The 21,265-nt window shown below is 60.7% G+C and carries 15 protein-coding genes; 7 read left to right on the plus strand and 8 right to left on the minus strand.

The window, feature by feature from the left end; all coding sequences use genetic code 11:
* Together Enr13x_RS06780 and Enr13x_RS06785 are read left to right on the plus strand one after the other, a co-directional pair.
* Positions 1-645 carry an MOSC domain-containing protein gene (locus Enr13x_RS06780; RefSeq protein ID WP_145385304.1) on the plus strand — a complete coding sequence of 215 codons (645 nt, stop codon included), beginning with the start codon at positions 1-3 and terminating at the stop codon, positions 643-645.
* A gap of 28 nt (positions 646-673) precedes the next feature.
* Complete coding sequence (locus tag Enr13x_RS06785) at positions 674-2,437, plus strand: AAA family ATPase (protein ID WP_145385305.1); 1,764 nt, start codon at positions 674-676, stop codon at positions 2,435-2,437.
* Between the two features lie 297 nt (positions 2,438-2,734).
* Here the strand turns inward: Enr13x_RS06785 and Enr13x_RS06790 are convergent, their stop codons facing one another.
* The 4 genes from Enr13x_RS06790 to Enr13x_RS06805 form a co-directional block, all read right to left on the minus strand.
* Positions 2,735-3,187 carry a transposase gene (locus Enr13x_RS06790; protein WP_145385306.1) on the minus strand — a complete coding sequence of 151 codons (453 nt, stop codon included), beginning with the start codon at positions 3,185-3,187 and terminating at the stop codon, positions 2,735-2,737.
* Between the two features lie 1,213 nt (positions 3,188-4,400).
* Positions 4,401-5,027, minus strand: coding sequence for a PEP-CTERM sorting domain-containing protein (locus tag Enr13x_RS06795; RefSeq protein ID WP_145385307.1), 627 nt, complete (start codon positions 5,025-5,027; stop codon positions 4,401-4,403).
* A 39-nt stretch (positions 5,028-5,066) separates the two neighbouring features.
* The gene (locus Enr13x_RS06800) at positions 5,067-7,790 is read right to left on the minus strand and encodes a beta strand repeat-containing protein (RefSeq protein WP_197455849.1); all 2,724 of its coding nucleotides are present in this window, start codon (positions 7,788-7,790) and stop codon (positions 5,067-5,069) included.
* Between the two features lie 256 nt (positions 7,791-8,046).
* Positions 8,047-8,799 carry a 3-keto-disaccharide hydrolase gene (locus Enr13x_RS06805; RefSeq protein ID WP_145385309.1) on the minus strand — a complete coding sequence of 251 codons (753 nt, stop codon included), beginning with the start codon at positions 8,797-8,799 and terminating at the stop codon, positions 8,047-8,049.
* A gap of 112 nt (positions 8,800-8,911) precedes the next feature.
* Here Enr13x_RS06805 and Enr13x_RS06810 point away from each other — a divergent pair, with 112 nt between their 5' ends.
* Complete coding sequence (locus Enr13x_RS06810) at positions 8,912-10,186, plus strand: hypothetical protein (protein WP_145385310.1); 1,275 nt, start codon at positions 8,912-8,914, stop codon at positions 10,184-10,186.
* Between the two features lie 258 nt (positions 10,187-10,444).
* Here Enr13x_RS06810 and Enr13x_RS06815 read toward each other — a convergent pair whose 3' ends face one another.
* Positions 10,445-11,182, minus strand: coding sequence for a LuxR C-terminal-related transcriptional regulator (locus Enr13x_RS06815; RefSeq protein WP_145385311.1), 738 nt, complete (start codon positions 11,180-11,182; stop codon positions 10,445-10,447).
* 471 nt (positions 11,183-11,653) lie between these two features.
* A complete protein-coding gene (gene truB, locus Enr13x_RS06820; protein WP_197455850.1) occupies positions 11,654-12,544 on the minus strand; it encodes a tRNA pseudouridine(55) synthase TruB in 891 nt (296 codons plus the stop codon).
* 118 nt (positions 12,545-12,662) lie between these two features.
* Here truB and Enr13x_RS06825 point away from each other — a divergent pair, with 118 nt between their 5' ends.
* Positions 12,663-13,190 (plus strand): NUDIX hydrolase, encoded by a 528-nt coding sequence (locus tag Enr13x_RS06825; RefSeq protein WP_145385313.1) that lies wholly within the window; start codon positions 12,663-12,665, stop codon positions 13,188-13,190.
* Positions 13,191-13,428: 238 nt separating this feature from the next.
* Here the strand turns inward: Enr13x_RS06825 and Enr13x_RS06830 are convergent, their stop codons facing one another.
* Complete coding sequence (locus Enr13x_RS06830) at positions 13,429-14,448, minus strand: DUF3500 domain-containing protein (RefSeq protein ID WP_145385314.1); 1,020 nt, start codon at positions 14,446-14,448, stop codon at positions 13,429-13,431.
* 271 nt (positions 14,449-14,719) lie between these two features.
* On the opposite strand from Enr13x_RS06830, the gene Enr13x_RS06835 reads away from it, so the two are divergent.
* Complete coding sequence (locus tag Enr13x_RS06835; protein ID WP_231744135.1) at positions 14,720-15,493, plus strand: AraC family transcriptional regulator; 774 nt, start codon at positions 14,720-14,722, stop codon at positions 15,491-15,493.
* 44 nt (positions 15,494-15,537) lie between these two features.
* Entirely contained in the window at positions 15,538-17,181 is a 1,644-nt protein-coding gene (locus Enr13x_RS06840; protein ID WP_145385315.1) for a sulfatase family protein, read from the plus strand.
* A gap of 25 nt (positions 17,182-17,206) precedes the next feature.
* Here Enr13x_RS06840 and Enr13x_RS06845 read toward each other — a convergent pair whose 3' ends face one another.
* Positions 17,207-19,567 (minus strand): efflux RND transporter permease subunit, encoded by a 2,361-nt coding sequence (locus Enr13x_RS06845; protein ID WP_145385316.1) that lies wholly within the window; start codon positions 19,565-19,567, stop codon positions 17,207-17,209.
* A 301-nt stretch (positions 19,568-19,868) separates the two neighbouring features.
* Between Enr13x_RS06845 and Enr13x_RS06850 the strand changes: the two genes are divergently transcribed.
* Positions 19,869-21,254 carry a hypothetical protein gene (locus tag Enr13x_RS06850; protein WP_145385317.1) on the plus strand — a complete coding sequence of 462 codons (1,386 nt, stop codon included), beginning with the start codon at positions 19,869-19,871 and terminating at the stop codon, positions 21,252-21,254.
* The last annotated feature ends 11 nt before the right edge of the window (positions 21,255-21,265 follow it).

The raw sequence follows: 21,265 nt of genomic DNA on the forward strand, positions 1-21,265 counted from the left end.
ATGATCACGATCGAATCGATACAAGTTGGGAAAGTGGTGACCGAGGGTGATCCGAACACACGTGATGCGATTTCTCGCCGGTGGACAAGTGCGTTTCGAAAATCGAGTGTCGCCGGAGCGGTCTCGATCAATGAATTGGGCATCGTCGGTGACCAGGTCGCCGACACGAAAAATCACGGCGGCCCGGACAAGGCGATCCTGTGCTACGCCGGCGTTCACTATCAATCGTGGGCCGATGAACATCCCCAGCTCCAGTTTTCGGCCGGCGGTTTCGGTGAAAACTTGACACTTGGCGGTGTGACCGAGTCGGGCGTGTGCATCGGTGATCGTTTCCGATCCGGCGAGTGTGTCCTGGAGGTCAGCCAACCTCGTCAGCCGTGCTGGAAAATCGCGCGGCGTTGGCAGACCAAGTCGATGACCAAAGAGGTCACTCAGACGGGGCGCACCGGATGGTACGTGCGGGTCATCACGGGTGGTTCATTGACATCGGGGGCGGAACTGGAATTGATCAGCCGGCCCAACGCCGAATGGACCGTCGCCCGCGCGAACGATGTCCTGTACGGACGCGAAGTCGATCGGATGGCCGTTCACGCTCTCATGCATCTCCCCGAACTGTCGCGGGAATGGCAGGACGCACTGGCGTAACAATCTCACTCTATGGAATCCCCAGACCATGTCACGACCTAGCGACGATAGGATCATCGAATCCATCCGGCTCTATCGCGAAGCCCTCGATGAGACCCAAGCCCTGTACATCGAAGGGGGCCAACTGGTACGCGGATCCTACGGCTGGCTGGGAGGCGGTGATGATCCCGATGCGGCGTCGCTCGCAGAGCAGATGAATGAGCTGCATCAGGGATTCCTGATGAAAGTCTTCGCGACCGTTGTGCCCGACGCGAGTGCCAAGAACCTGGAACAGCGGCAACTCGGCCGCGTGTTGCTGGAACACATTTGGGGCAAATCGGTGCTGGGCAGCCAACTGCACGAAGCCGTTGATTGGCTGATTCGAGCGGCAGATGATTTCCAGTGGTCGGACTTGGTGCGTCCGTTCGTCGAACTGCCGGAACTCCGCGGCCACTGGGGCGAACTGGAAACAGTGGCCATGCGGATGGCAACCCTGTTGACGTCGGTCGACGGAACGGTCAGCGCGTCGGACAACGAACGGATCGATTGGATGAAGCAACAATTCGATATCGCCCGCGGCCGCGCGCCGGAAACGTTGGTCAGCGAGACCGACACGTCCAACGCGCGCGATGCCCTGAAGTGGTTGCGCGAAGAAGCCAAGCGGCTCCGGGAAGGCGTCGGGCCGACCGCCGCCGAGAAACCGACTCCGGTTGCCGGCCCGGGCGGAGCCGTGGGAACCGTCGCCGCCCCCAGGCCGGATGACCGCGCAAGCGACGACCAACCGATCGATGAACGGACACCCGAACAGCGGCTGGCCGATGCCAAGGCCAAGCTGGACAGCCTGGTCGGATTGGAGAACATCAAAGACCAGATCACGACGTTGACCAATTTTTTGGCGATGGAGCGTCGCCGCAAAGAGCTGGATTTGCCGACATCACGTCCCAGTTTGCACATGGCCTTTGTCGGCAACCCGGGAACCGGCAAGACGACGGTCGCTCGCATCATCGCCGAGATCTATGGGGCGCTGGGGATTTTGGAAAAAGGTCATCTGGTGGAAACCGATCGCAGCGGGCTGGTCGCCGAATACGCCGGACAAACCGGACCCAAGACCAATGCCAAGATCGACGAAGCACTCGACGGCGTGTTGTTTATCGACGAAGCCTACACGTTGATCGACGAGAGCGGCCAAGACCAGTACGGCCGCGAAGCGATTCAGACGCTGCTCAAACGCATGGAAGATCAACGCGACCGATTGGTCGTGATCCTGGCGGGATATCCCGTGGAGATGCGGCAGATGATCCGCAGCAATCCGGGGCTGAGCAGTCGCGTCGGGACGACGATGCAGTTCTCGGATTATTCGCCCGAAGCGTTGTGCCGGATCTTTGAGTTGATCGCCAACAAGTCAAAGTACGCCCTGCCGACCGAATCACGTCGTCGACTGCTGCGCGGATTCACCTACTTGTACGCCAAACGCGATCGGCATTTCGGCAACGGACGGACTTCGCGTAACAGTCTCGAACGCAGTGTTCGCCGATTGGCCAATCGGGTCGCGACGGTCGAAGAGGTGACGCGAGAGTTGTTGACGACGTTGGAACCGGAGGACATTGAAGTGGCGGGCGTGGATCCGGTGCACTTAAAGGCCATGGCGGCCGAGCCGGGCAAGGTGCGTGTCGAGTGCAAGGGCATCCCGCAAGTCATCGACGATCAACAGTTGGGAACCGAAGTCCAATGCGAGTCTTGCGGCGAGCCGTTTTTCGCCGACTGGGGCGAGCCCGTCTTGGAACTCCCCGCGGGCGAGGAAGAAGCGTTGTAGTCATGTTCAACCCCGTTGGGGTTGGCGGCCTGGAGGTGGGCGAGACTTGGGGTGCGCTATCGCGACCCCAAGCTTTGTTGTGGCACGCCGCTGGCGTGACGGCCGCGATGCGGGCCGTGTGGCGTGGGTCAATTCACAGACGCCGTCGGCGTCACACTGCGGAGCGGTGAAACAACACAGCCCGGGGTCGCGGAGCGCACCCCGGGTTAGTTGCCAATCATGGCAGGGAACCCCAGCGGGGTTCAACAAGGGTCGGCCGGCGCGAACGGCGTCGGTGAATCGGCGGGTGCACCGTATTCAATCCCAGACGTACCGTTCGTCGATTTCAATCTGGTAGCGTTTGCAAATCCTCCGAAACTCGTCTTGGAACGATTCTTTGCGATGATGAATTTCCTGGTCGCGGATGTACTCCGTCAATCCGTCGACGTGTCCAGGGCTGATCGAAAACGCACCATAGCCCGTTTGCCAATAGAAATTCCTGATGGACGATTCTTCTTTGATCCAATCACTGCTCGGGCGCTTGAGTGACTGGACGAATTTTGCGATGTCGATCGTCTTGCCGAGCCGGCATAACAAGTGAACATGGTCTTCGACTCCACCTATGATCACGGCCGGGCAACCTTGTTTGTTGCAGATACCAGCTTTGTACGCGAACAGCCGTTGCCGAAATTCAGGGTCCTTCAAGAAGGGCCTTCGGCACTTCGTCGAATAGATGAGGTGGACGTAGATTTGAACCAGTGATTGCCCCACTTGATCGCCTCCAGTGATTTGCCATGTGATCCAACCGCCGCAAATTCCATTTGATTGATCTGTATAGCATCAGCGGCGTCTTTAGCAAAAAAAATCTGCCAGTTTGGGGGTGTCGAATCGTGTTCAACCCCGTTGGGGTTGGTGGCCCGGTGGCGGACGGGACTTGGGGTGCGCTATCGCGACCCCAAGCTTTGTTGTGGCACGCCGCTGGCGTGACGGCCGCGATGCGGGCCGTGTGGCGTGCGTCAATTCACAGACGCCGTCGGCGTCACACCGCAGAGCGGTGAAACAACACAGCCCGGGGTCGCGGAGCGCACCCCGGGTAGGTTGCCAATCATGGCAGGGAACCCCAACGGGGTTCAACAATGCACGGCCGGCGCGAACGGCGTTGGTGAATCGGCGGGTGCGTCGTGTTCAACCCCGTTGGGGTTGGCGGCCCGGTGGCGGACGGGACTTGGGGTGCGCTATCGCGACCCCAAGCTTTGTTGTGGCACGCCGCTGGGGTGACGGCCGCGATGCGGACCGTGTGGCGTGCGTCAATTCACAGACGCCGTCGGCGTCACACCGCGGAGCGGTGAAACAGCACAGCCCGGGGTCGCGGAGCGCACCCCGGGTAGGTTGCCAATCATGGCAGGGAACCCCAACGGGGTTCAACAATGCACGGCCGGCGCGAACGGCGTCGGTGAATCGGCGGGTGCGTCGTGTTCAACCCGGTTGGGGTTGGCGGCCCGGTGGCGACGGGGACTTGGGGTGCGCTACCGCGACCCCAAGCTTTGTTGTGTGACACGCCGCTGGCGTGGTGGCCGCGACGCGGGCCGTGAGGCGTGCGTCAATTCACAGACGCCGTCGGCGTCACACCGCGGAGCGGTGAAACAACACAGCCCGGGGTCGCGAAGCGCACCCCGGGTAGGTTGCCAATCATGTCAGGGAACCCCAACGGGGTTCAACAAGGGTCGGCCGGCGCGAACGGCGTCGGTGAATCGGCGGGTGCGTCGTGTTCAACCCCGTTGGGGTTGGCGGCCCGGTGGCGACGGGACTTGGGGGGCGCTACCGCGACCCCAAGCTTTGTTGTGGCACGCCGCTGGCGTGACGGCCGCGATGCGGGCCGTGTGGCGTGCGTCAATTCACAGACGCCGTCGGCGTCACACCGCAGAGCGGTGAAACAACACAGCCCGGGGTCGCGTAGCGCACCCCGGGTTAGTTGCTCGATCGACTACGCAAGACGACGTTTTCTTCTTCCCACAACGCAGGCAGTTCCGACCGCGGTCAAGAAAGCTAGCGATGACGGTTCAGGAACCGCGGTGATCAACGACAACGATCTCGTTCGAATCGACGCGTCATCGATATTCTTCCCGGCACCCACTCCAGCAAAATCACTTGCTCCGCTTCGGGGGTCAAGCAGCTCGAATACAGTTCGGCCGGCAGTCGGTGCGGTCAGCTGGACAGTCGCCAGCGTAGACTCAAATACTCCATTTCCGCGATCAGTGGTCGGTGCCACAACGCCGAAGATATTCGCTCCACCGACAGTATCATCAGTATTAAAAGTCGTTAATTGAAAGTTGGGTCGCGATGTGATCGAGAACGTTCCATCGCCTCCCGTTGAGCTAATCATAAACCCGAACGCGCCTAATCCTGTTGCACCTATGTTGGGATCGTCCGGTGCAGTAACAGTCTCTCTTAGAATCACGTCTGCAAGCAACTGATCCTGAGGCGCGACGTTGTATTCTAAATCAAGTGAATCACCACGCGACGTGCGAAGAAACAGGTCGTAGACGATTGCAGAATGGCACACCGTGCCCATTGCAACGAACAGGCAAAGACAGGTAATCAATCGCATCATATTAGAGTCTCGTGATGACTACGCTTAGGAAGAAAAAAATTAGGGTCGAGCAGCTTGTGAGGAGAATGCAACGCCGAAGAAGTCGAACAAATCAAGTGTGTCAATCACGCCGTTGCCCTCGCCATCCATATCAGGGCGTGGCGTTCCAAATTGAAACGCCGGTGCGAAGTGATCGAATAAATCTATCGTATCAACAACCCCATCGCCGTTCCCATCGCCATAGAGCCTGAAAAAATCGTCATTATCTGCTGCTGGAACAGCCGCGTTATGCCCGCCGAATTCATAGTCGGCCGCCATTGGCGTCCCGCCGCTAACTACATTTGCAGCAAGGATATCTAGCTTATAATTCCCGTCTGCGAGTGAATTTCCGAGAGCTCCTACTCCCTCCCTCGCCACTGTCGACGCCCCGGCAAACGTTAACGTTGCGATCGTCTTGCCGGGAACACTAGTGGTGTCCTTCGCGACGTTAATTGTACCAACGGGGGTTCCGGTGTCAACCTGGGTAATTTGAAAGGCATTGTCCAGTGTGGTTTCGTCCACTACCGAGTCAAACGTCACCGTCACCGAAGTGATCTGTGACCGAGTCGGACTTCCGTCGTTGATCTGTATCGATTCGACCGCGGGTGGGGGAACAATCGTCGTCTCAGCGGAGGCCGTGTTGTTGCCGGTGTTGGTATCCACGATGCCGGCTCCGGCCGTTGCCGTCGCCGCGACGGTTGTTGGGCTGGTCGCTCCGGCGGCGATGGTTGCCGTGACGCGGTAGATCACTTTGTCGCCGGGTCCGAGGTCCAGGATTTCGTTGATCGCGCCGGCTCCGTTGGTGGTCGTCGAACCGCGACCAAAGACGACATAGCTTTCGCCGGCGAGGATCTTGCTGGACGGTGATGCGAAGGGAGCCCCGATGATCAGATCGTCAAATCCATCATCGTTCACGTCACCGGCGGCCCCGACGGCATCGCCGGCAAGCTCCGACAACAGTGCGTCGCGTCCTTCGATCAGGAACCCGTTGGTGCCGTCGAGCGTCTCCAGGCCGATCGGCGATGACAGTCCGCTACTGCCGAAGATGACGTAACCGCCGCCGGGTAGAGTCGTTTGCGTCGGGGGATCACCTGGTTCCTGGATGGTGGCCTCGGGAAGTCCGACCAACAGGTCTGGAGTCCCATCGCCGTTGACATCACCGGCACCGCTGACACGCATGGACAACGGATAATCTGGCGTCGGCGCGTCGATGACCAAGCCCGCGGTTCCGTTCAATCCCGAAATGTCGAGGTCCGCGGCGAAGGTGTTGTTGCCATACAAGACATAACTGCGTGACGCGACGGTGTCTCCGACAGGTGGGACGAAGATCGCATCGGCCATCAACAGATCGTCGATTCCATCGTTGTTGAAGTCGCCGATCCCGGCGACGCCGGTGCCGAAGTTGTGTCCGGCTCGCGGTGCGTCGATGGAAAATCCGTTGTTCCCATCGAGAGCGGTGACACTGATCGGTGAGGTGAAGGCGGGGTCCGCAGGAACCTTTCCGTAGACCACGTAAACGCGTCCGGAATCATCACCACCGTTGAAAGACGACTCCACCGCACCGATGACCACGTCATCGGCTCCGTCATTGTTGATGTCACCGGCCGCGTCGACGCTGATGCCCAACAAATCGCCGACGCCGGCGGTGGAGATTTCAAAACCGTTCGGCCCCGTCAACGCTGCCAAGTCGACGGTTGCGCCCAACGATGCGGAACCGAATACGACGTAAGCGGCACCGACGGTGTCACGTTCGCCGGCCGAGCCGCCAGGCGTCGGAACTGACTTTCCAGGCGCACCGATGATGATGTCCGCGATCCCGTCACCGTTGACGTCTTCCGCACCGGAGACGCTGGTGCCGAGTGCATCTTCTGCACCGAGTCCGGCGATGGAGACACCATCGGTGCTTGCCAAGGTCGCCAAGTCCAATTGGCCCCCGAGCGTCGGCTTGCCGTAAACGACGAACACCTGCCCGGCATCGGACAAGCCGCCGGGGTCGGCCCCGGGAGCCCCGATGATCAGGTCGTCGATGTTGTCGCCGTTGATGTCACCGGCGTTGTCGACGGACGTGCCAGCGTTGCTTCCGGCACTCGCACCGTGGATGGTGAGCCCGTCCGCTGACGCCAACGTTGCCAGATCAATCTGGGCAGGGAACCCGGTGTCCGAACCAAAAACGACGTAGATTTCACCGTTTTGTCCGCTGCCAGAGATGTCCGGTTCGGTGGCACCAATGATGAAGTCGTCGATTCCATCGTTATTGAAGTCTCCCGAGCCGGAGACCGAGAAACCTGAGCGGTCGCCGGCCTCAACGCCCGGCAGTGAGATGCCGCTGCTTGTATCTAAATCGGCAGCCGCGATCACCGCCGGTTGGGCACGAATGACTTCTCGTTCCCATTGGATACCCGTCAGCCCGGCGTCAAAGGTCACGGCTAAAGTCGATGCGGTGGCGTCGCCAAAGCCGACGCTGTTTTCGAACGTGATCTCCGAGCTGAACGCGGCGCCCGGTGCTAGCGGCCCGGTGGGCTGGTTCAGAATCAGAACCGACAGGTCGACGTCGCCGTCAGCCTCCAGCGGTGGCGGTGCCAGTTCGCCTTCGGCAAGCCCGGTCGACTTAAATGCCAGACAGACTTCACGTCCCTCCTGGGTCAACACCGTGTTACCAAACTGGGCTTGTTCCGCCGTCGGGAGTGCGTCGGCGAATGCCGTATCCCCGGCAAGCAACTGCCGCGATTCGAGTTGCTCTACCAAAACCCGTCGGCGTTGACGCGAAGAAACCGAGGCACGAGGAACGGAACCTCTCCGAGGAAATTGACGGAGCGACATGAAGCGTCTCATGATGGGGAGATCGGGCCGAGGGGTCAGTGACCAGACCGTAGCGGTTGCAGGAGTTGGGAGGACTGCGACAATAACCCCTCCACAAGCTGGTGTCAAATATTTGTCCGCGGCTCCTCGCGATTGCTCCACACCACAAAAAATGCGGAGTTGATTGCGTGGTTTTGCCGCATCAACGCTCTAACGGCTTGATCCAGATGTTCTTGAATTGAACCAGACTGGATGCGGGTTTGAGTTTGCCGTCTTTTCCGGGCCCGCCGTGGTGCTGCAACACGATCGGGCCCCGTTCTGGAATGCCCGGCAATTTCGCCTGCTCCAGAACCAGGTGGTCATTCAAGAGCACCGTGACCCTGTCTCCGATCAAAATGATCACAAACGAATTCCACTCCCCGATCGGTTTGTCGGCGTTGATCCGCGGGGTGACGCCGGCGCGGATTTCCGGCGGCGTGTTGGGGTTGTTGCGAATCCCATACACCTCGCCCGAACCGACCGGCCAATGCCAGATGTTCAGCTGCGCTTGGGGATGCCCGCGCAGGTAGATCCCCGAGTCGGCATTGGGCATCTTGATCGTCAGTTTCTGGCCGGCGGCATCGGTCAGGTAGCTTCCGTCGCCGAGCACGATCGGGACGTCGTAGGACCCGGAGGCTTCTTTGATCCGCCAATCGATCTTCAAGATGAAGTCGCCGTACTCCGCGGCGGTCTTCAGGTTTCGGTCGCCGGTTGCCTCGCTGCGTGCGTCGTAGTCGATGACGCCGGCGACGACTTTCCAATGGCCGTTGTCGCCGTCGGGGATCACCCAACCGGAGAGGTCTTCGCCGTTGAACAGCGACTGATAGCCGTCTTCGGTCTCATACTGAGCGTTGGCGCCAACGCTCCACAGAAGGTTGCTGACAACCAGCAGGACGATGGATTGAGACAGCCGCATGATGATGCTCCGAAAGGTGCTGGGGAATTAGAACGCGGTAGTGTAACCTCGTTGTCCGACGCGTGCCGCTTGGCGGCCGACCGCTTTCGCATTCCAACCCAACGTCTGACTCTTGACGCTTTCCTCCAACACCACCGCCACCGATGCACCCGCGACGGAGTCGATGCCGCCGATTGCAGCCAACCGGTTTGCCCGGGTCTGGGCGACGGGGCTGGTGGTCTTGATCCTGGTCACGTTTCCGATCTGGATCCCGCCCTGGGGGCGCGACCCCGGTTTTCCACGCGTCCCTTGGATCGCGGTTCCCGCTGCCGAATGGTTGGTTGCCGCGGTGGAGTCGGTCGCACTGGCGGTGCTGGTGATCGGTTTGGTTGCGGTCGTCTACCGTGGCGCCGACCGACGGTGTTGGTGGGGCGTTGCCGCGGCGCTTGCGATCTTGATTGTGCTGGACCAACATCGATTGCAACCCTGGGCCTATCAGTCGTTGCTGTATGCCGTCCTGCTGGCCGGGATGTCCTGGCGGGAAGGCCGTCGCTGGGTGATTGCGATCGCGATCAGCATCTATTTCTACAGCGCGTCGGGCAAGTTTGATTATCAATTCATCCACACCGTTGGACATCAAATGGTCCAAGCGCTGGCCGCGCCGATCGGTGGCGTTGGTGATGCGACGGCGACCCGATTTGCCTTGGCGCTGCCGATCGGCGAGCTTGCGATCGCGATTGCGTTGGCGTTGCCGCGAACACGCCGAATCGGGGGCGTTTGCGCCATCGCGATGCACGTGACGTTGATCGGGTTGCTCGGCCCGTGGTCGCTCTCGCACAGCTTGGGCGTGTTGGCATGGAACGGTTTGCTGGCCATCCAGGGTGCGCTGTTGTTCGTCGTTTCCCCGCGACCGATGGAGCGGTCCGATTTGCACGAACCGCCACCGGCCCCGCGGTTGCTCTGCTGGCCGATTCGATTGGCCGTTGTCGCGGCGTTGCTTTTGCCCCTGGCCGAACGATCGGGGTATTGGGATCACTGGACCTCGTGGGCGCTTTACTCGCCGCACAACAGCCGCGCCGAAATCCAAATCCATTCTTCGGCGATCGATCGGATGCCGAGTGACGTCTTCGCCTTTTTGGACGACCCGGATGGTGATCGGTGGCATGACTTGGACATCGGGCAATGGTCTCTGGAGAGGCGGTGGGTGCCGATTTATCCGCAAGCCAGGTATCAGCTTGATCTGGCCGTCCGGCTTGCCGAGCGACACGATTTGGGCCAGGCGATCCGTGTGAAGGTGAAACGTGTTTCCGATCGCTGGACCGGAGAACGTCAAGAGACATTCCTGATCGGTGCATCGGAATTGAAGCGACAGGCAGCGCGGTATTGGCTGGGGGGCGTCTCGCCGTAGTGCTCGGTCACGATCTTAAACTTGGGGTAAGACCGGACGGCTCACGCCGTTCCGCTAACGACGACGCACGGATGGTAGCGGCAGGGCGCAAGCGGGCTGTCGTTTTTGTGAGCCGCGACGCGTAAGCGGCCGGGCATTGCGACGCTGCCCGAGGCCTTACGGCCAGCGGCTCACCGTTGACTCAGCAGATCCCGACTAAATCGACAGCCCGCAAGCCCTCCGGTCTTGCGGAACCGGGCGTCTCGAAACCGATCCCTCTTAAACCGCCAAGGCGGAGACCTGGTCTGCATTGCGTGCCGTTTTCCACTGCGTGTCCGCATCAGTCTTGGTCCATTCGCGAAGCAATTCGAGCTGCGCGAGCTTGGAGATCAATTCGGCAAGGGTCGTTGCGTGGAAGTGTTTCATGATCGCGGCTCGACGGCGTTCGACGGTTCGATCTGAAATGTCCAACTCGCGTCCGATCACACGATTCATCTTGCCTTGCATGATCCGCTCGGCAACGGCGCGTTCCTGATCCGTCATTTGGCTGGCGGCATGCTCGAGCGATTCGAGTTGCTGGATCCTCTGCATGTGTCGGCGAACACTCTCGGTCACATCTCGCGCCAGATGGTGGCGTCGCACGATCGGGCCGCCTTCGTGCTGGGCAATGCCGACGGTGTAGACGGAGAGGATGCGGGGATTGCCCGTCGCGTCTCGAACACAGCGCAGGGTGTGAAGGCTGCCGCCACCGCTGAGGTCCGCGTGCTGGCATTCGGCGACATCGTCGTTGAGCGGGTCGCCCTGGCAAAGGAACGATTCGTAAGACCGCCCCGCCATCGCATTCGGGGCGTAGCCCAACACCTTTTCGACCGAAGGGCTGACGAAGGTGATCTCCGACAGGCCGCGGTGGGAAATAAAGAAGTAGGGATCCACAAAGTCGGTCGGCCGAGGCTGGTCCAATGCCCAATCACTGATCACGTCAACGGCTCCTGTTCGGATAACGGGTGTGCGAGTCATCAAAGTAGTTCACCGTTGCGGCGTTCCTACGCAATCCCGCCGTTCTGACCGGCAACCCTCAATTTGGAGTGCCGGCTCGTAAGGGAATTCGTCGGGGGGAATGACGGGAGGGGCAGAACGATGGGGGCAGAATGATGGGGGCAAAACGATGGGGGCAAAACGATGGGGGCAAAACGATGGGGGCAGAATGATGGGGGCAGAACGATGGGGGCAAAACGATGGGGGCAGAATGATGGGGGTGGCAGAATGATGGGGGTGGCAGAATGATGGGGGTGGCAGAATGATGGGGGTGGCAGAAATCGCGAGCCAGGGGGTCGCGGGGGGTGGGACCATGGCGGCGAGGATGTCTGCGGGTAGAGTGGTGAATTGGTGTTGATCGGGGCGGGGATTGTTTTGCCCCATCTGCCTGCGGGTGGTCCTGATGATGGCAGAGCCTGGGAACCAGTCGGGACCCCAACACGGGCGGACGGCTTAACCGGGGAAGACTCGCTTGGGGCACCAGCTCGATTGCTTCTGGATCAAGATCGCTTTGAGATGCCCGTCCGGGGTGATCGCCGCAACATGCTCGGGATCTCCATCCGCGACACCCGGCGTGTCGGGTTGTCGCGAGCCGAGACACAACCCGTTGGCTAGGCGTTTGCATTCGTCCGGATGGACGATCATTCGGGGCAAGTGCGAAACACCGATCGCCGCGGGCAACAGCATGGACTCGATTTCGTTTTCACGGAGCTGCGTTTCCGAAACGGAATCCGAGATCGAGAACTCGCCGACGCGCGTGCGGACCAACGAAGTCATCACCGCGACGGTGCCCACCGCTTTGGCGAGATCCATGCCCAGGGTGCGAATGTAGGTACCGGTTCCGCAGGTGATTTGCAGCTGCAGATCGGGGTAGTGATAGGAGAGGATTTCGATCGCTTCGACGTGAACCTGCCGCGGCGGCATCACCACGTCCTGTCCTTCGCGGGCCATCAGATAAGCCCGTTTGCCGTCGACTTTGATGGCCGAATAAGCCGGCGGGATCTGCTCGATGCTTCCTGTCAGGGTTCGACACGCCGAAGCGAGTTCCTGGGCGGTCGGGATCGGATGGTCGGGATACACGGTGGGTTCAAATTCCATGTCGCCGGTCGGACTTTCGGCGGCCAATCGAAACGTCGCGTGATAGCTTTTGGACGCTTCGTGCACGAAGGGGGTCAGCCGGGCGGCCGGTCCGACGCCGACGACCAGCACGCCGCTGGCCAGCGGATCGAGCGTGCCGCAGTGCCCCACCTTGACCTTTCGTCCGCGCAGTCGTCCCTGGACGATGTTGACCAGGTCGCGTGATGAAAAGCCGATCGGCTTGTCGCAATTGAGAAATCCGAACATGTTTCCTTGGTGTGGAGGATGGGTGAGGCAGGCGGTGGATTGTCCAAAAACGCAGGGCTCGCGTAACATATCCGGCTGACGAACCAAGACAACATGCTGACAAAATGGTTGACGACCGATGATCCGAGACGACGATCCCGCAGAACCGATGCTTTTAAAGGGTGCCAGGTTCAACGTTCACCGGATGACGTTGACCGGCGACGACGGCCGGCTTTATCAACGGGAGGTGATCCGCCATCCCGGTGCGGTCGTTTTGCTTCCGATCCTCGACGACGGCCGCGTCGTTCTGATCGAAAACACGCGACCGACGGTGGGCGAGACGCTGTTGGAACTCCCGGCCGGAACGCGTGAACCGGGCGAAGAGGCTCTGGTGACGGCCGCGCGAGAGTTGATCGAAGAAACCGGCTACCGGGCGGGCAAGCTGGAATTGATCCATGAGTTCTATTCTGCGCCGGGCATCTGCGACGAACTGATGCATCTGTACCGAGCGACCGAACTGGTCGCCGGCGATCCCGACCGCGAAGCGACCGAGTCGATTGTCAATCGGATCGCGACGCGGGATGAAATTCGAGATTGGATCGCCGGAGGAAAAATCCGCGATGCCAAGACCTTGGTGGGGCTGTACGCGTTGCTGTCGGCAGGTTGAATGGGCGCGCCCCTTGCCATCTACTTTGACGCCAAGCGGTTTTTTTGTTAGCGGTAGGGCGCGAGCCCTCCGGTCTTTCACAGTGTTTTTGAAACGCGACCGGACGGCTCGCGGGCTGTCGATTTTGTGAGCCGCGACGCGTAAGCGGCCGGGCACTGCGACGCTGCCCGGGGCCTTACGGCCAGCGGCTCACCATTGACTCAGCAGATCCCAACACGTTCACGCGGTAACCGAGCGTCTACGGCGTCAAATCGAAATCGCCGGACAGGTCGCGCCAGACGCAATGGATATGGTTGGCGGGGTTGCCGGCGGCATCGGCTTGAGTGTTGACGAACTCGATCAAGAACCGTTTTCCCTGCACTCGGTAATAATGACCGATGCCCGGCTTGGTGGGTCCCGCCCAGGCGAAATGGACTTCGTCCCAGCCGTCTTCTTCGATCTGGGCACGACGCTCGTTGGCGACCGGTTCGGTGACGGCGTCGATGTAGGTGTTGACCAGTTTGGTCAGCAACGCCTTGGACTCATCGCTCAGTTCCCGATAGGTGATGCCGACCGGTTCCTCGACGTCTGCTTGAGCTTCGCCCGCAAAGCGGATTTCATCGGGCGCGTCTTGGTCGATGATCGCGATGTCTTTCTGGCTCGTTTCGAGCGAGGCGACCAGATCAAACGCGAGTTGTTCTTCGTCGCGCAGCACGCGCGTTCCCTTGCCCAGAGGACCGGAAACTTCGTCCATCACGGTGGCGGGATTGGCGGCGAAAAATTGCGGGGTGCTGTCGACCAGCGCGCCGTCACGGAAACTGAAATTCATCGACAGGTGGTGCCCTTCGAAACTGAGGCCCCATTTGCCTTCGTCGCCGGGTGTGCCGAAGATCGTCACAAAGTATTTGTGCGGATCCCGTTCCCAGTTGCGGTCTTCCCCCTCCAATTCCCTCAACACGCCTTCGAGCAACATGATCTTGCTGGCCTTTCCGTAGCCGGCTTCGCTGAGGGCGCTGCGAAGCATCCGCAACGCGGAGACCCGTTGGGACTCATTCATGTTGCGAAGCATCAGCCCTTTGCGAGTCTTTTTGGGGATGAAGTGCCAATCGACGCGTTTGTCGCTGTCGTAGGGCATCGTCGCGGTCGATTTCTGGTCGTCGTCCAGCTGTTCCAAGAAATTGTTCGCGAACAGGGCGACTTGGGAACCGGCGTCATCGCCGACCTTCAGCCCGGCAACGACCAGGCACAACAAGACAAACGCAACGGATAGTATTCGCATGGAACGGAGTCTCACGAGAGGGGTGGGGAGGGTGTTGGGTGGGCGCACGGAAATGGCCGGCTGCCGACGCCACGCCCCTGCCATGCTGTCGTGGCAGGCGTCTGTCGCGTTCAGCGTGGTGCCGTGCGCCCCAATTCTACCGCAAGCCGGCGTCGATACCCAGTCAGGCTTTCCCGGACGGATCGGTTACAATTCAGTTGCGTATTGTCGACAAGAGTGAGCCCTCCACCCTGTGCCCTCCACCCTGTGTATCGCATAGACGACCGAAAAAATGACTGCATCCTCGTCCGGTAGCCCCCGTCAGCTTCAAGAACAGTTTTTTGAGGCGATGGGTGGTCCCCAGCAATTTCAGCAACTGTTCACGTATCTCCCGGACGTCTACTTTTTCGTCAAGGATGCCCAAAGCCGGATGATGGCGGTCAGCTCCGCCATCCTGAATCGGCTGGGGGTGTCCAGCGAAGCCGAAATCATCGGGACCACCGACTATGAACACTTTCCCGCACAGCTTGCCGACGAGTTTGTCCGCGACGATCGGGCGGTGATCGAAACCGGCCGGCCGTTGATCAATCGCGTCGAGATTTGGTACACCGAACATCGTCTGTTGGACTGGTTCGTCACCACCAAGCTGCCGGTCCGCAGCACCCGTGGCGAAGTGATCGGGGTGATGGGGACGGTGCGGGATTACAATGGCGCGCGTGCCGAGATCCAAGCTTACTCGCAAATCGACGACATCCTGAATCACATCCACCAAAATCTGGATCGCAAGATCGGCGTCAACGAACTGGCGGCGATCGCCGGAGTTTCGTCACGCCAGCTGCATCGCCGGTTCGTGGAACTGTTCGGGTTGAACGTGCAAGAGTTTTTGGCCAAGACGCGGATCAAAGCGGCCAGTGACGCGCTGATCAATTCCGATCTGAGCGTCGGAGACATCTCCGTGAAATTCGGTTTCTGCGACCAAAGCGCGTTCACGCAACAGTTCAAAAAACACATCGGTGAAACTCCGCTCAAATTCCGTAAACGTCAGCGCGTCCTGCCACGCATTTGATTGACACCCTCGAAACCACACTCCCCCGATAAAGCGACTCCCTGATGACACGTTCCGGTTGGTTGATTGAAATACGAAGGCTCGTCGGTCTGGTTGTTTTCCTTTGCGGATGGGCGGCGGTGCCCCCGTCGGTCTGCCAGGCCCAGACCCGGCGTCCCAATATCTTGATCGCGATCTCCGATGACCAGTCCTATCCCCACGCATCGGCCTACGGCGACGCCGCGATTCGGACGCCGAGTTTCGATCGCGTGGCCAAAGCCGGCGTGTTGTTTCAAAACGCGTTCACACCGGCGCCAGGTTGCAGCCCGATGCGGGCCGCTTTTCTGACCGGCCGCGAGATCTGGCAAATCCGTGAAGCCGGGACACACGCCAGTTACTTTCCCACCGACTTGCCGGTCTTCACCAGCCAGCTGGAACAGAGCGGCTACCACGTCGGGATGACGGGCAAGGGATGGGCGCCGGGCAAGGCCGTCGGTTGGCCCCACAACCCTGCGGGCAAATCGTATGGTAAGCGAAAACTGAAGGCGCCCAAGGGCATCTCCTCGAACGACTACGCCGCAAATTTCGACGACTTCCTCGATGCCCGCGGCGACGACCAACCGTTTTGTTTTTGGTTCGGCGCTTCCGAACCCCACCGCGTGTTCGGCAAGGGGTTGGGTAAAGCAAACGGCGTCGACACCGACGCGATCTCGGTGCCCAAGTTTCTGCCCGACGAACCGGAAATCCGCAGCGACATCGCCGATTACATGTACGAGATCCAATGGTTCGATTCGCACTTGGGACGCATGCTCGATCGGCTGCAGCGAGACGGCCAGCTGGACAACACGCTGGTGATCGTCACCAGCGACAACGGCATGTCGTTCCCCCGCGCCAAAGCGAATTTGTACGAGTACGGGATTCACATGCCGCTGGCGATCGCCTGGCCGGCGAGAATTCCCGCCGGCCAAGACACCGATGACCTGGTCAGTTTGATCGATGTGACGCGCACCCTTTTTGCCGCTGCGGGCGTCGTGCCCGAGCAAGCCGATCAGATGCCGGGAATCAACCTGTTGCCCCGATACAGTGACCGAGCGGACAAAGTCGCGGCGCCCCGAGAGGCAGTTTTCAGTGGTCGCGAACGTCACTCGTCGTCGCGGTTTCGCACGCTGGGGTATCCCTGTCGCTGCGTCCGGACCGACACGCATCTCTATATCCGCAACTTCGCGCCCGAACGGTTTCCCGCCGGGACGCCACAGAAATACGACCGCGCCAAATTCGACGAATCGGGCAAGCTGGTCAGCTACGAATTGGGGCCGGCCGACGGCGGCTATCACGATATCGATGCCTGCCCGACGCTGGACTGGATGATCGCCAACCAAGATCGACCGGACGTCGCTCGGCTGATGCAAGGGTCGGTCGGCTTGCGCCCCGGCGAAGAACTGTACAACATCGTCGACGACCCCGATTGTATCCACAATCTGGCCGCCGATCCGACGTTCGGCGAGATTCGAGACCGTCTGTCCAACCTGCTCGATCGCTACCTGCGTCGTACCGGAGACGTCCGCGTCACTGCGCCCGACAAGGCGAACGTGTGGGAGACCTATCCGCGGGTCAGCGGCTTGCGCTGGTTCCCGGAACCGGAGTGGGCGCGGCAGCATCCCGAGTGGGTCCCCGAGCAACCGTGGCTGGAAGAGCGCCGGCCGAAGTGACCCAGGCTGGAAGCCTATCCCACGTTTAGCGATCCAAACTGCGAACCAGCGCCGGCAGGACGCTTAAGTTGATCAGCGTTCCGATCACCAACGTCCATGCGACCAGCGTCCCGAAGGTCGCCGTGGGAATGAATTCGCTGGTCGAAAGCACGCTGAATCCCGCGACCAGCGCAAAGGTGGCCAACATCACGGGGGCACCGATGTTGCCGGCCGCGGAAACACAGGCCTGGCCGGGGTTGCGGCCGATCGATCGTCGACGTCGATAAACCGTCAAGAGATGCACCGAACCGTCGATGGACAGCCCCACCGAGACCGCGGCGATCATCGCGGCGCCCATGTTGATCCGGCCGCCGCCGAGCGAAACGGTTGCCAGAACCAAAAAGGCGGGAAGCAGGTTGGGCACCAACGCCGCCGTCGCCAGACGCAGACTGCGGGTGGCGATGCCCATCAGCAGCCATATCAACAGCGCCGAAACGAGAAAGCAGCGCCATTGGTCCGACACCAGCTGGTCGACCAAGCGAGTCATGATCACGTAGTACCCCGTCACGGTCACGCGCTCGGACAAGGATGGATCAGCCAGCGTTTGATCGGACGGCGTTTGATCGGACAGCGCTTGATCGGTTGTGGTGCGCTCGGACTCCGCTTCCCAGCGTTGCAAATGTTCCGCCGCGATGCGTTGCACGTCGGCGATCAGCGTGCGTTTGGTGTCTGCCGGCAACCCCTCGGCGCTGCGCAACATGATCCTCAGCTTGCGGCGTTGCGGCGGTTCGCCGATCGGATCTGAGATCAACGCCCCGATGAAGGTTGGCAAACGAGTCCGCATGGCGGCGATCCGTACCGATGCCGGCATCCATTTTCCGGCGGACGAACGCCCCAGGACTTCGGTGGCATCGGCGATACTGATCGCCTTGCTCAGCCCCGCATCGCCGCCGAGTTCGCCGAGCAGGTCGCGTTGAAGCGTTTGCACCTGCAACAGAAAGGGATTGGACAGGGTCGCCGGCACGTCGAGCACCAGGTCCCAGACGCCGGCTCCCCCCAAGTTGTTTTCGACGTTGCCGTAATCCTGGACGATGGTGCTGTCGACGCGAAAGTTGCGTAGAAAACTGGTTTCGGTTTCTCCCCGCGTGACGGCAACCACGGCAACGGCCATCACGACGGCCGCACCGGAAACGGTCCATTTGCGATGCCCCGCAAACCAGGCGGCGACGCGAAAGCAAAGTCGACGCAAGGTGCGCGTCAGCAGATGTCGTGTCGGCACGATGCGCCGAATCCAACGAAGTTCGGGAAGCATCAAACAAGTTGGCGTGAACAGCAAGATCGCAACAAACACGTTCATCGCCGCCAGTGCAACCATCAATCCGAACTGACGCACGGGCAGGATTTCCGAAAACCAGAGCGCGGCGAATCCCGCCGCATCGGTCGCGCACGTCCAAAAGATCGGCGCGGCCATCCGTTGCATGACTTCTTCGGTCGATTCGATCTGGGAAAACCCGCGTCCGCGACGACTGTGATAGCGAACGCCCAAGTGCAGCACCGCGGTGACCGCCACCACCGTGACGATGGCCGTCAAAATGGATGCGATCAACGACAACGAGATGCCGGCCAAAAACATCGTCGCTTTGGTGATCACGACCGACCACCCGATCACGAGCGCCAACAGCAGCACCAATCGCAGGTCCCACAGCGCCAGGGTCAACACCAGCGATAACAACGCGACGGTCACAAGCGCCAATCGCGCACCGTCGCGCCGCACCAGCGCGAACGCTTCGTCGACAAGCACGGGTTCGCCGACCAGGGAAACGTCGCGGACCATGTGTTGTCCGGACCACCAGGCCGTGATGTCGCGCAGCCCCGCGACGGTCGACGCGGTTTGCCGGTCGTCGATCATCACCACGACGGCCGCGTGCGAATAGTCCGCCGAATGCGTGTAGCCGGAAAAGATGTCGCTCAGTCCCTTGCCGACCGGGTCATCGGGACGCATCAGTGCCGGAGTCTTGTCGGCCGGCGCTGCCTCTCCGAGTCCGAAGGGGAGCAACTTGGTTTGATTCATGCCCTCGGCCGCTTCGTTGAGCACCCAAGGCGAGAGGGTCGCGGTGACTCCCTTTAGCGCCCTGACCTTTTCGGTCAATTGGCGGCTTCGCTCGATGCCGCCTGGCGTCGGCAGCGCTTCGTCGCGGTACATCAGCACCAACACATCGTCTTCGCCGAACCAACGCTTCAGGTTTTCGTACTGCTGCAACGTGACGTCTTCATCACCAAACAACGACGACACGCTCTGTTCGGTCGTCAATCGGGTGGAGACGGGATACGCGCCGGCCAGGGTCACGATGCCGAGGGCCATCAGGACCAATCGCCAACGAATCGCGTATTGAATCAAGAACTGCATCGCGACAGGCTACGTGGACGCCCTAGGACTCGTCAAGCATGCGTCGGGAGGTCATCCCCCCACGCTGATCGACCGTCGGAAGTATAAGTGGGATAGGCTTCCAGCCTGTCATGGCGAAAACGACAGGCTGGAAGCCTATCCCACAATCAATCCCCGCCACCGATTCTTTCGACGGTCCTAACACCTTGAGAGCCAACGTAAACGCTGTGAACCGGCATGCCCGACGGTCGACCAGACTGATAGAATTGTCGGGGTCCGTCCCGCGTTGTCGCGTCCAGGTTGTTACCCCAGAGCCGTTCCCTTGCCCTCTCGATCGACCCTGCGAATGCTGCTGTTGGCCATCGGGCTGACGCTGTCGATTCGAGGTCTGGCGACGTTTCTTGATCCCGATGCATTCGCCGCCGATCCGGATGCCTATCGCGTGATCGCAAAAACGCTCCGGCAATCGGGAGTTTTTGGATTGACCGGGGCGGACGGATCGACACGACCGATCGCGTTTCGGCCGCCGCTGTATCCCTGGTTGCTGTCGATCGGCATGCCCGGCGGACAAGCATCGCGATTGGCCGTCGCAACGCTGCACCTGGTGTTGGCCGCACTGACGTCCTGCTTCGTTTTCCTTGCCACCCGACACTACGTGGTGCAACTGAGGGCCGCCGGAAGAACGACTGACGGTCTGCAAGCGTGGCGTAAGCTTCCCGCTTGCGATTCCGGCGACCGCTTGGGTTTGGCCGCGGCTCTCCTGACGGCGATCGATCCGATTTTGTTGCGGCAATCGGTCGAAGTGATGACCGAAACGCTGGCCGCGACTCTAACGGTCGCGGTGATCTGGATGTGGAGCCGGTGGGACGCCGAGGATGCGACCACCACCGGGCAGCGTGCTTCGATCTTTTTCCCACTGGGAATCGGGAGCTTGCTCGCGTTGGCGTACCTCTGCCGGCCGACATTTTTGGTCTGGGCGGTGCTGCTGGTTCTCGCCACGCCAATCCGTTTTCGAAACCGACGCGGTGTGCGATCGGCGCTGTTGATCGCTTCGATCGTTGCTCTCGCGGTCGGCGGTTGGACCTGGCGGAACACGCGCGTCCTGGGGCACCCGATCTGGGCCACGACCCATGGCGGGTACACGTTGTTATTGGCCAACAACGAGTCGTTCTATCGCTATCTTTCCGAAGGGCAATTCGGACAAGCCTGGGATGCCACGTCGTTCTTGAATGCGTACGCGCATCGCTACGAGGGGGACCCGCGCGAGGCGGCGTTTTGGCGGCGCGATTGGACCGGGGCACCGAGTTACGACGCAACGGTCTCGGAGTTTGACGATGATCGGTTGTGCTATGAATCGGCCGTGGCCACGATCACGCGGCACCCGTCTGTGTTTGCATGGTCGGTGGTCGTGCGTGTGGGGCGTTTGTGGAGCCCGTTTCCGCATGCGGTTGCGGGGCGTTCCACGCCGGCTGCTTTGGCCGTCGGCGTGTTTTACATCGCGCTTTATGTCGCGGTGATCGTCACGGTCGTGCGCCATCGCCGCCGAGTCTTTGCCGGACGCTGGTGGGCGATCTGGTTATTGGCGATCACGCTGACGGGCGTGCACGCGGTCTACTGGAGCAATTTACGGATGCGAGCCCCGATCATGCCCGCGATCGCGATCCTGGCGGTGTGTAGTGTGGTCGGGAAGCAACCAGCGGACGATTAGTGGCGTAAGCT

Origin of the sequence: Stieleria neptunia (assembly GCF_007754155.1) — a bacterium.
Taxonomy (GTDB): domain Bacteria; phylum Planctomycetota; class Planctomycetia; order Pirellulales; family Pirellulaceae; genus Stieleria; species Stieleria neptunia.

Excerpts from the sequence above, each read along its gene's own strand:
- Enr13x_RS06780 (WP_145385304.1), top strand. The coding sequence starts at position 1 with ATGATCACGATCGAATCGATACAAGTTGGGAAAGTGGTGACCGAGGGT.
- Enr13x_RS06785 (WP_145385305.1), top strand. The coding sequence starts at position 674 with ATGTCACGACCTAGCGACGATAGGATCATCGAATCCATCCGGCTCTAT.
- Enr13x_RS06835 (WP_231744135.1), top strand. The coding sequence starts at position 14,720 with ATGACTGCATCCTCGTCCGGTAGCCCCCGTCAGCTTCAAGAACAGTTT.
- Enr13x_RS06825 (WP_145385313.1), top strand. The coding sequence starts at position 12,663 with ATGATCCGAGACGACGATCCCGCAGAACCGATGCTTTTAAAGGGTGCC.
- Enr13x_RS06840 (WP_145385315.1), top strand. The coding sequence starts at position 15,538 with ATGACACGTTCCGGTTGGTTGATTGAAATACGAAGGCTCGTCGGTCTG.
- Enr13x_RS06845 (WP_145385316.1), bottom strand. The coding sequence starts at position 19,567 with ATGCAGTTCTTGATTCAATACGCGATTCGTTGGCGATTGGTCCTGATG.
- Enr13x_RS06795 (WP_145385307.1), bottom strand. The coding sequence starts at position 5,027 with ATGATGCGATTGATTACCTGTCTTTGCCTGTTCGTTGCAATGGGCACG.
- Enr13x_RS06815 (WP_145385311.1), bottom strand. The coding sequence starts at position 11,182 with ATGACTCGCACACCCGTTATCCGAACAGGAGCCGTTGACGTGATCAGT.
- Enr13x_RS06830 (WP_145385314.1), bottom strand. The coding sequence starts at position 14,448 with ATGCGAATACTATCCGTTGCGTTTGTCTTGTTGTGCCTGGTCGTTGCC.
- Enr13x_RS06805 (WP_145385309.1), bottom strand. The coding sequence starts at position 8,799 with ATGCGGCTGTCTCAATCCATCGTCCTGCTGGTTGTCAGCAACCTTCTG.
- truB (WP_197455850.1), bottom strand. The coding sequence starts at position 12,544 with ATGTTCGGATTTCTCAATTGCGACAAGCCGATCGGCTTTTCATCACGC.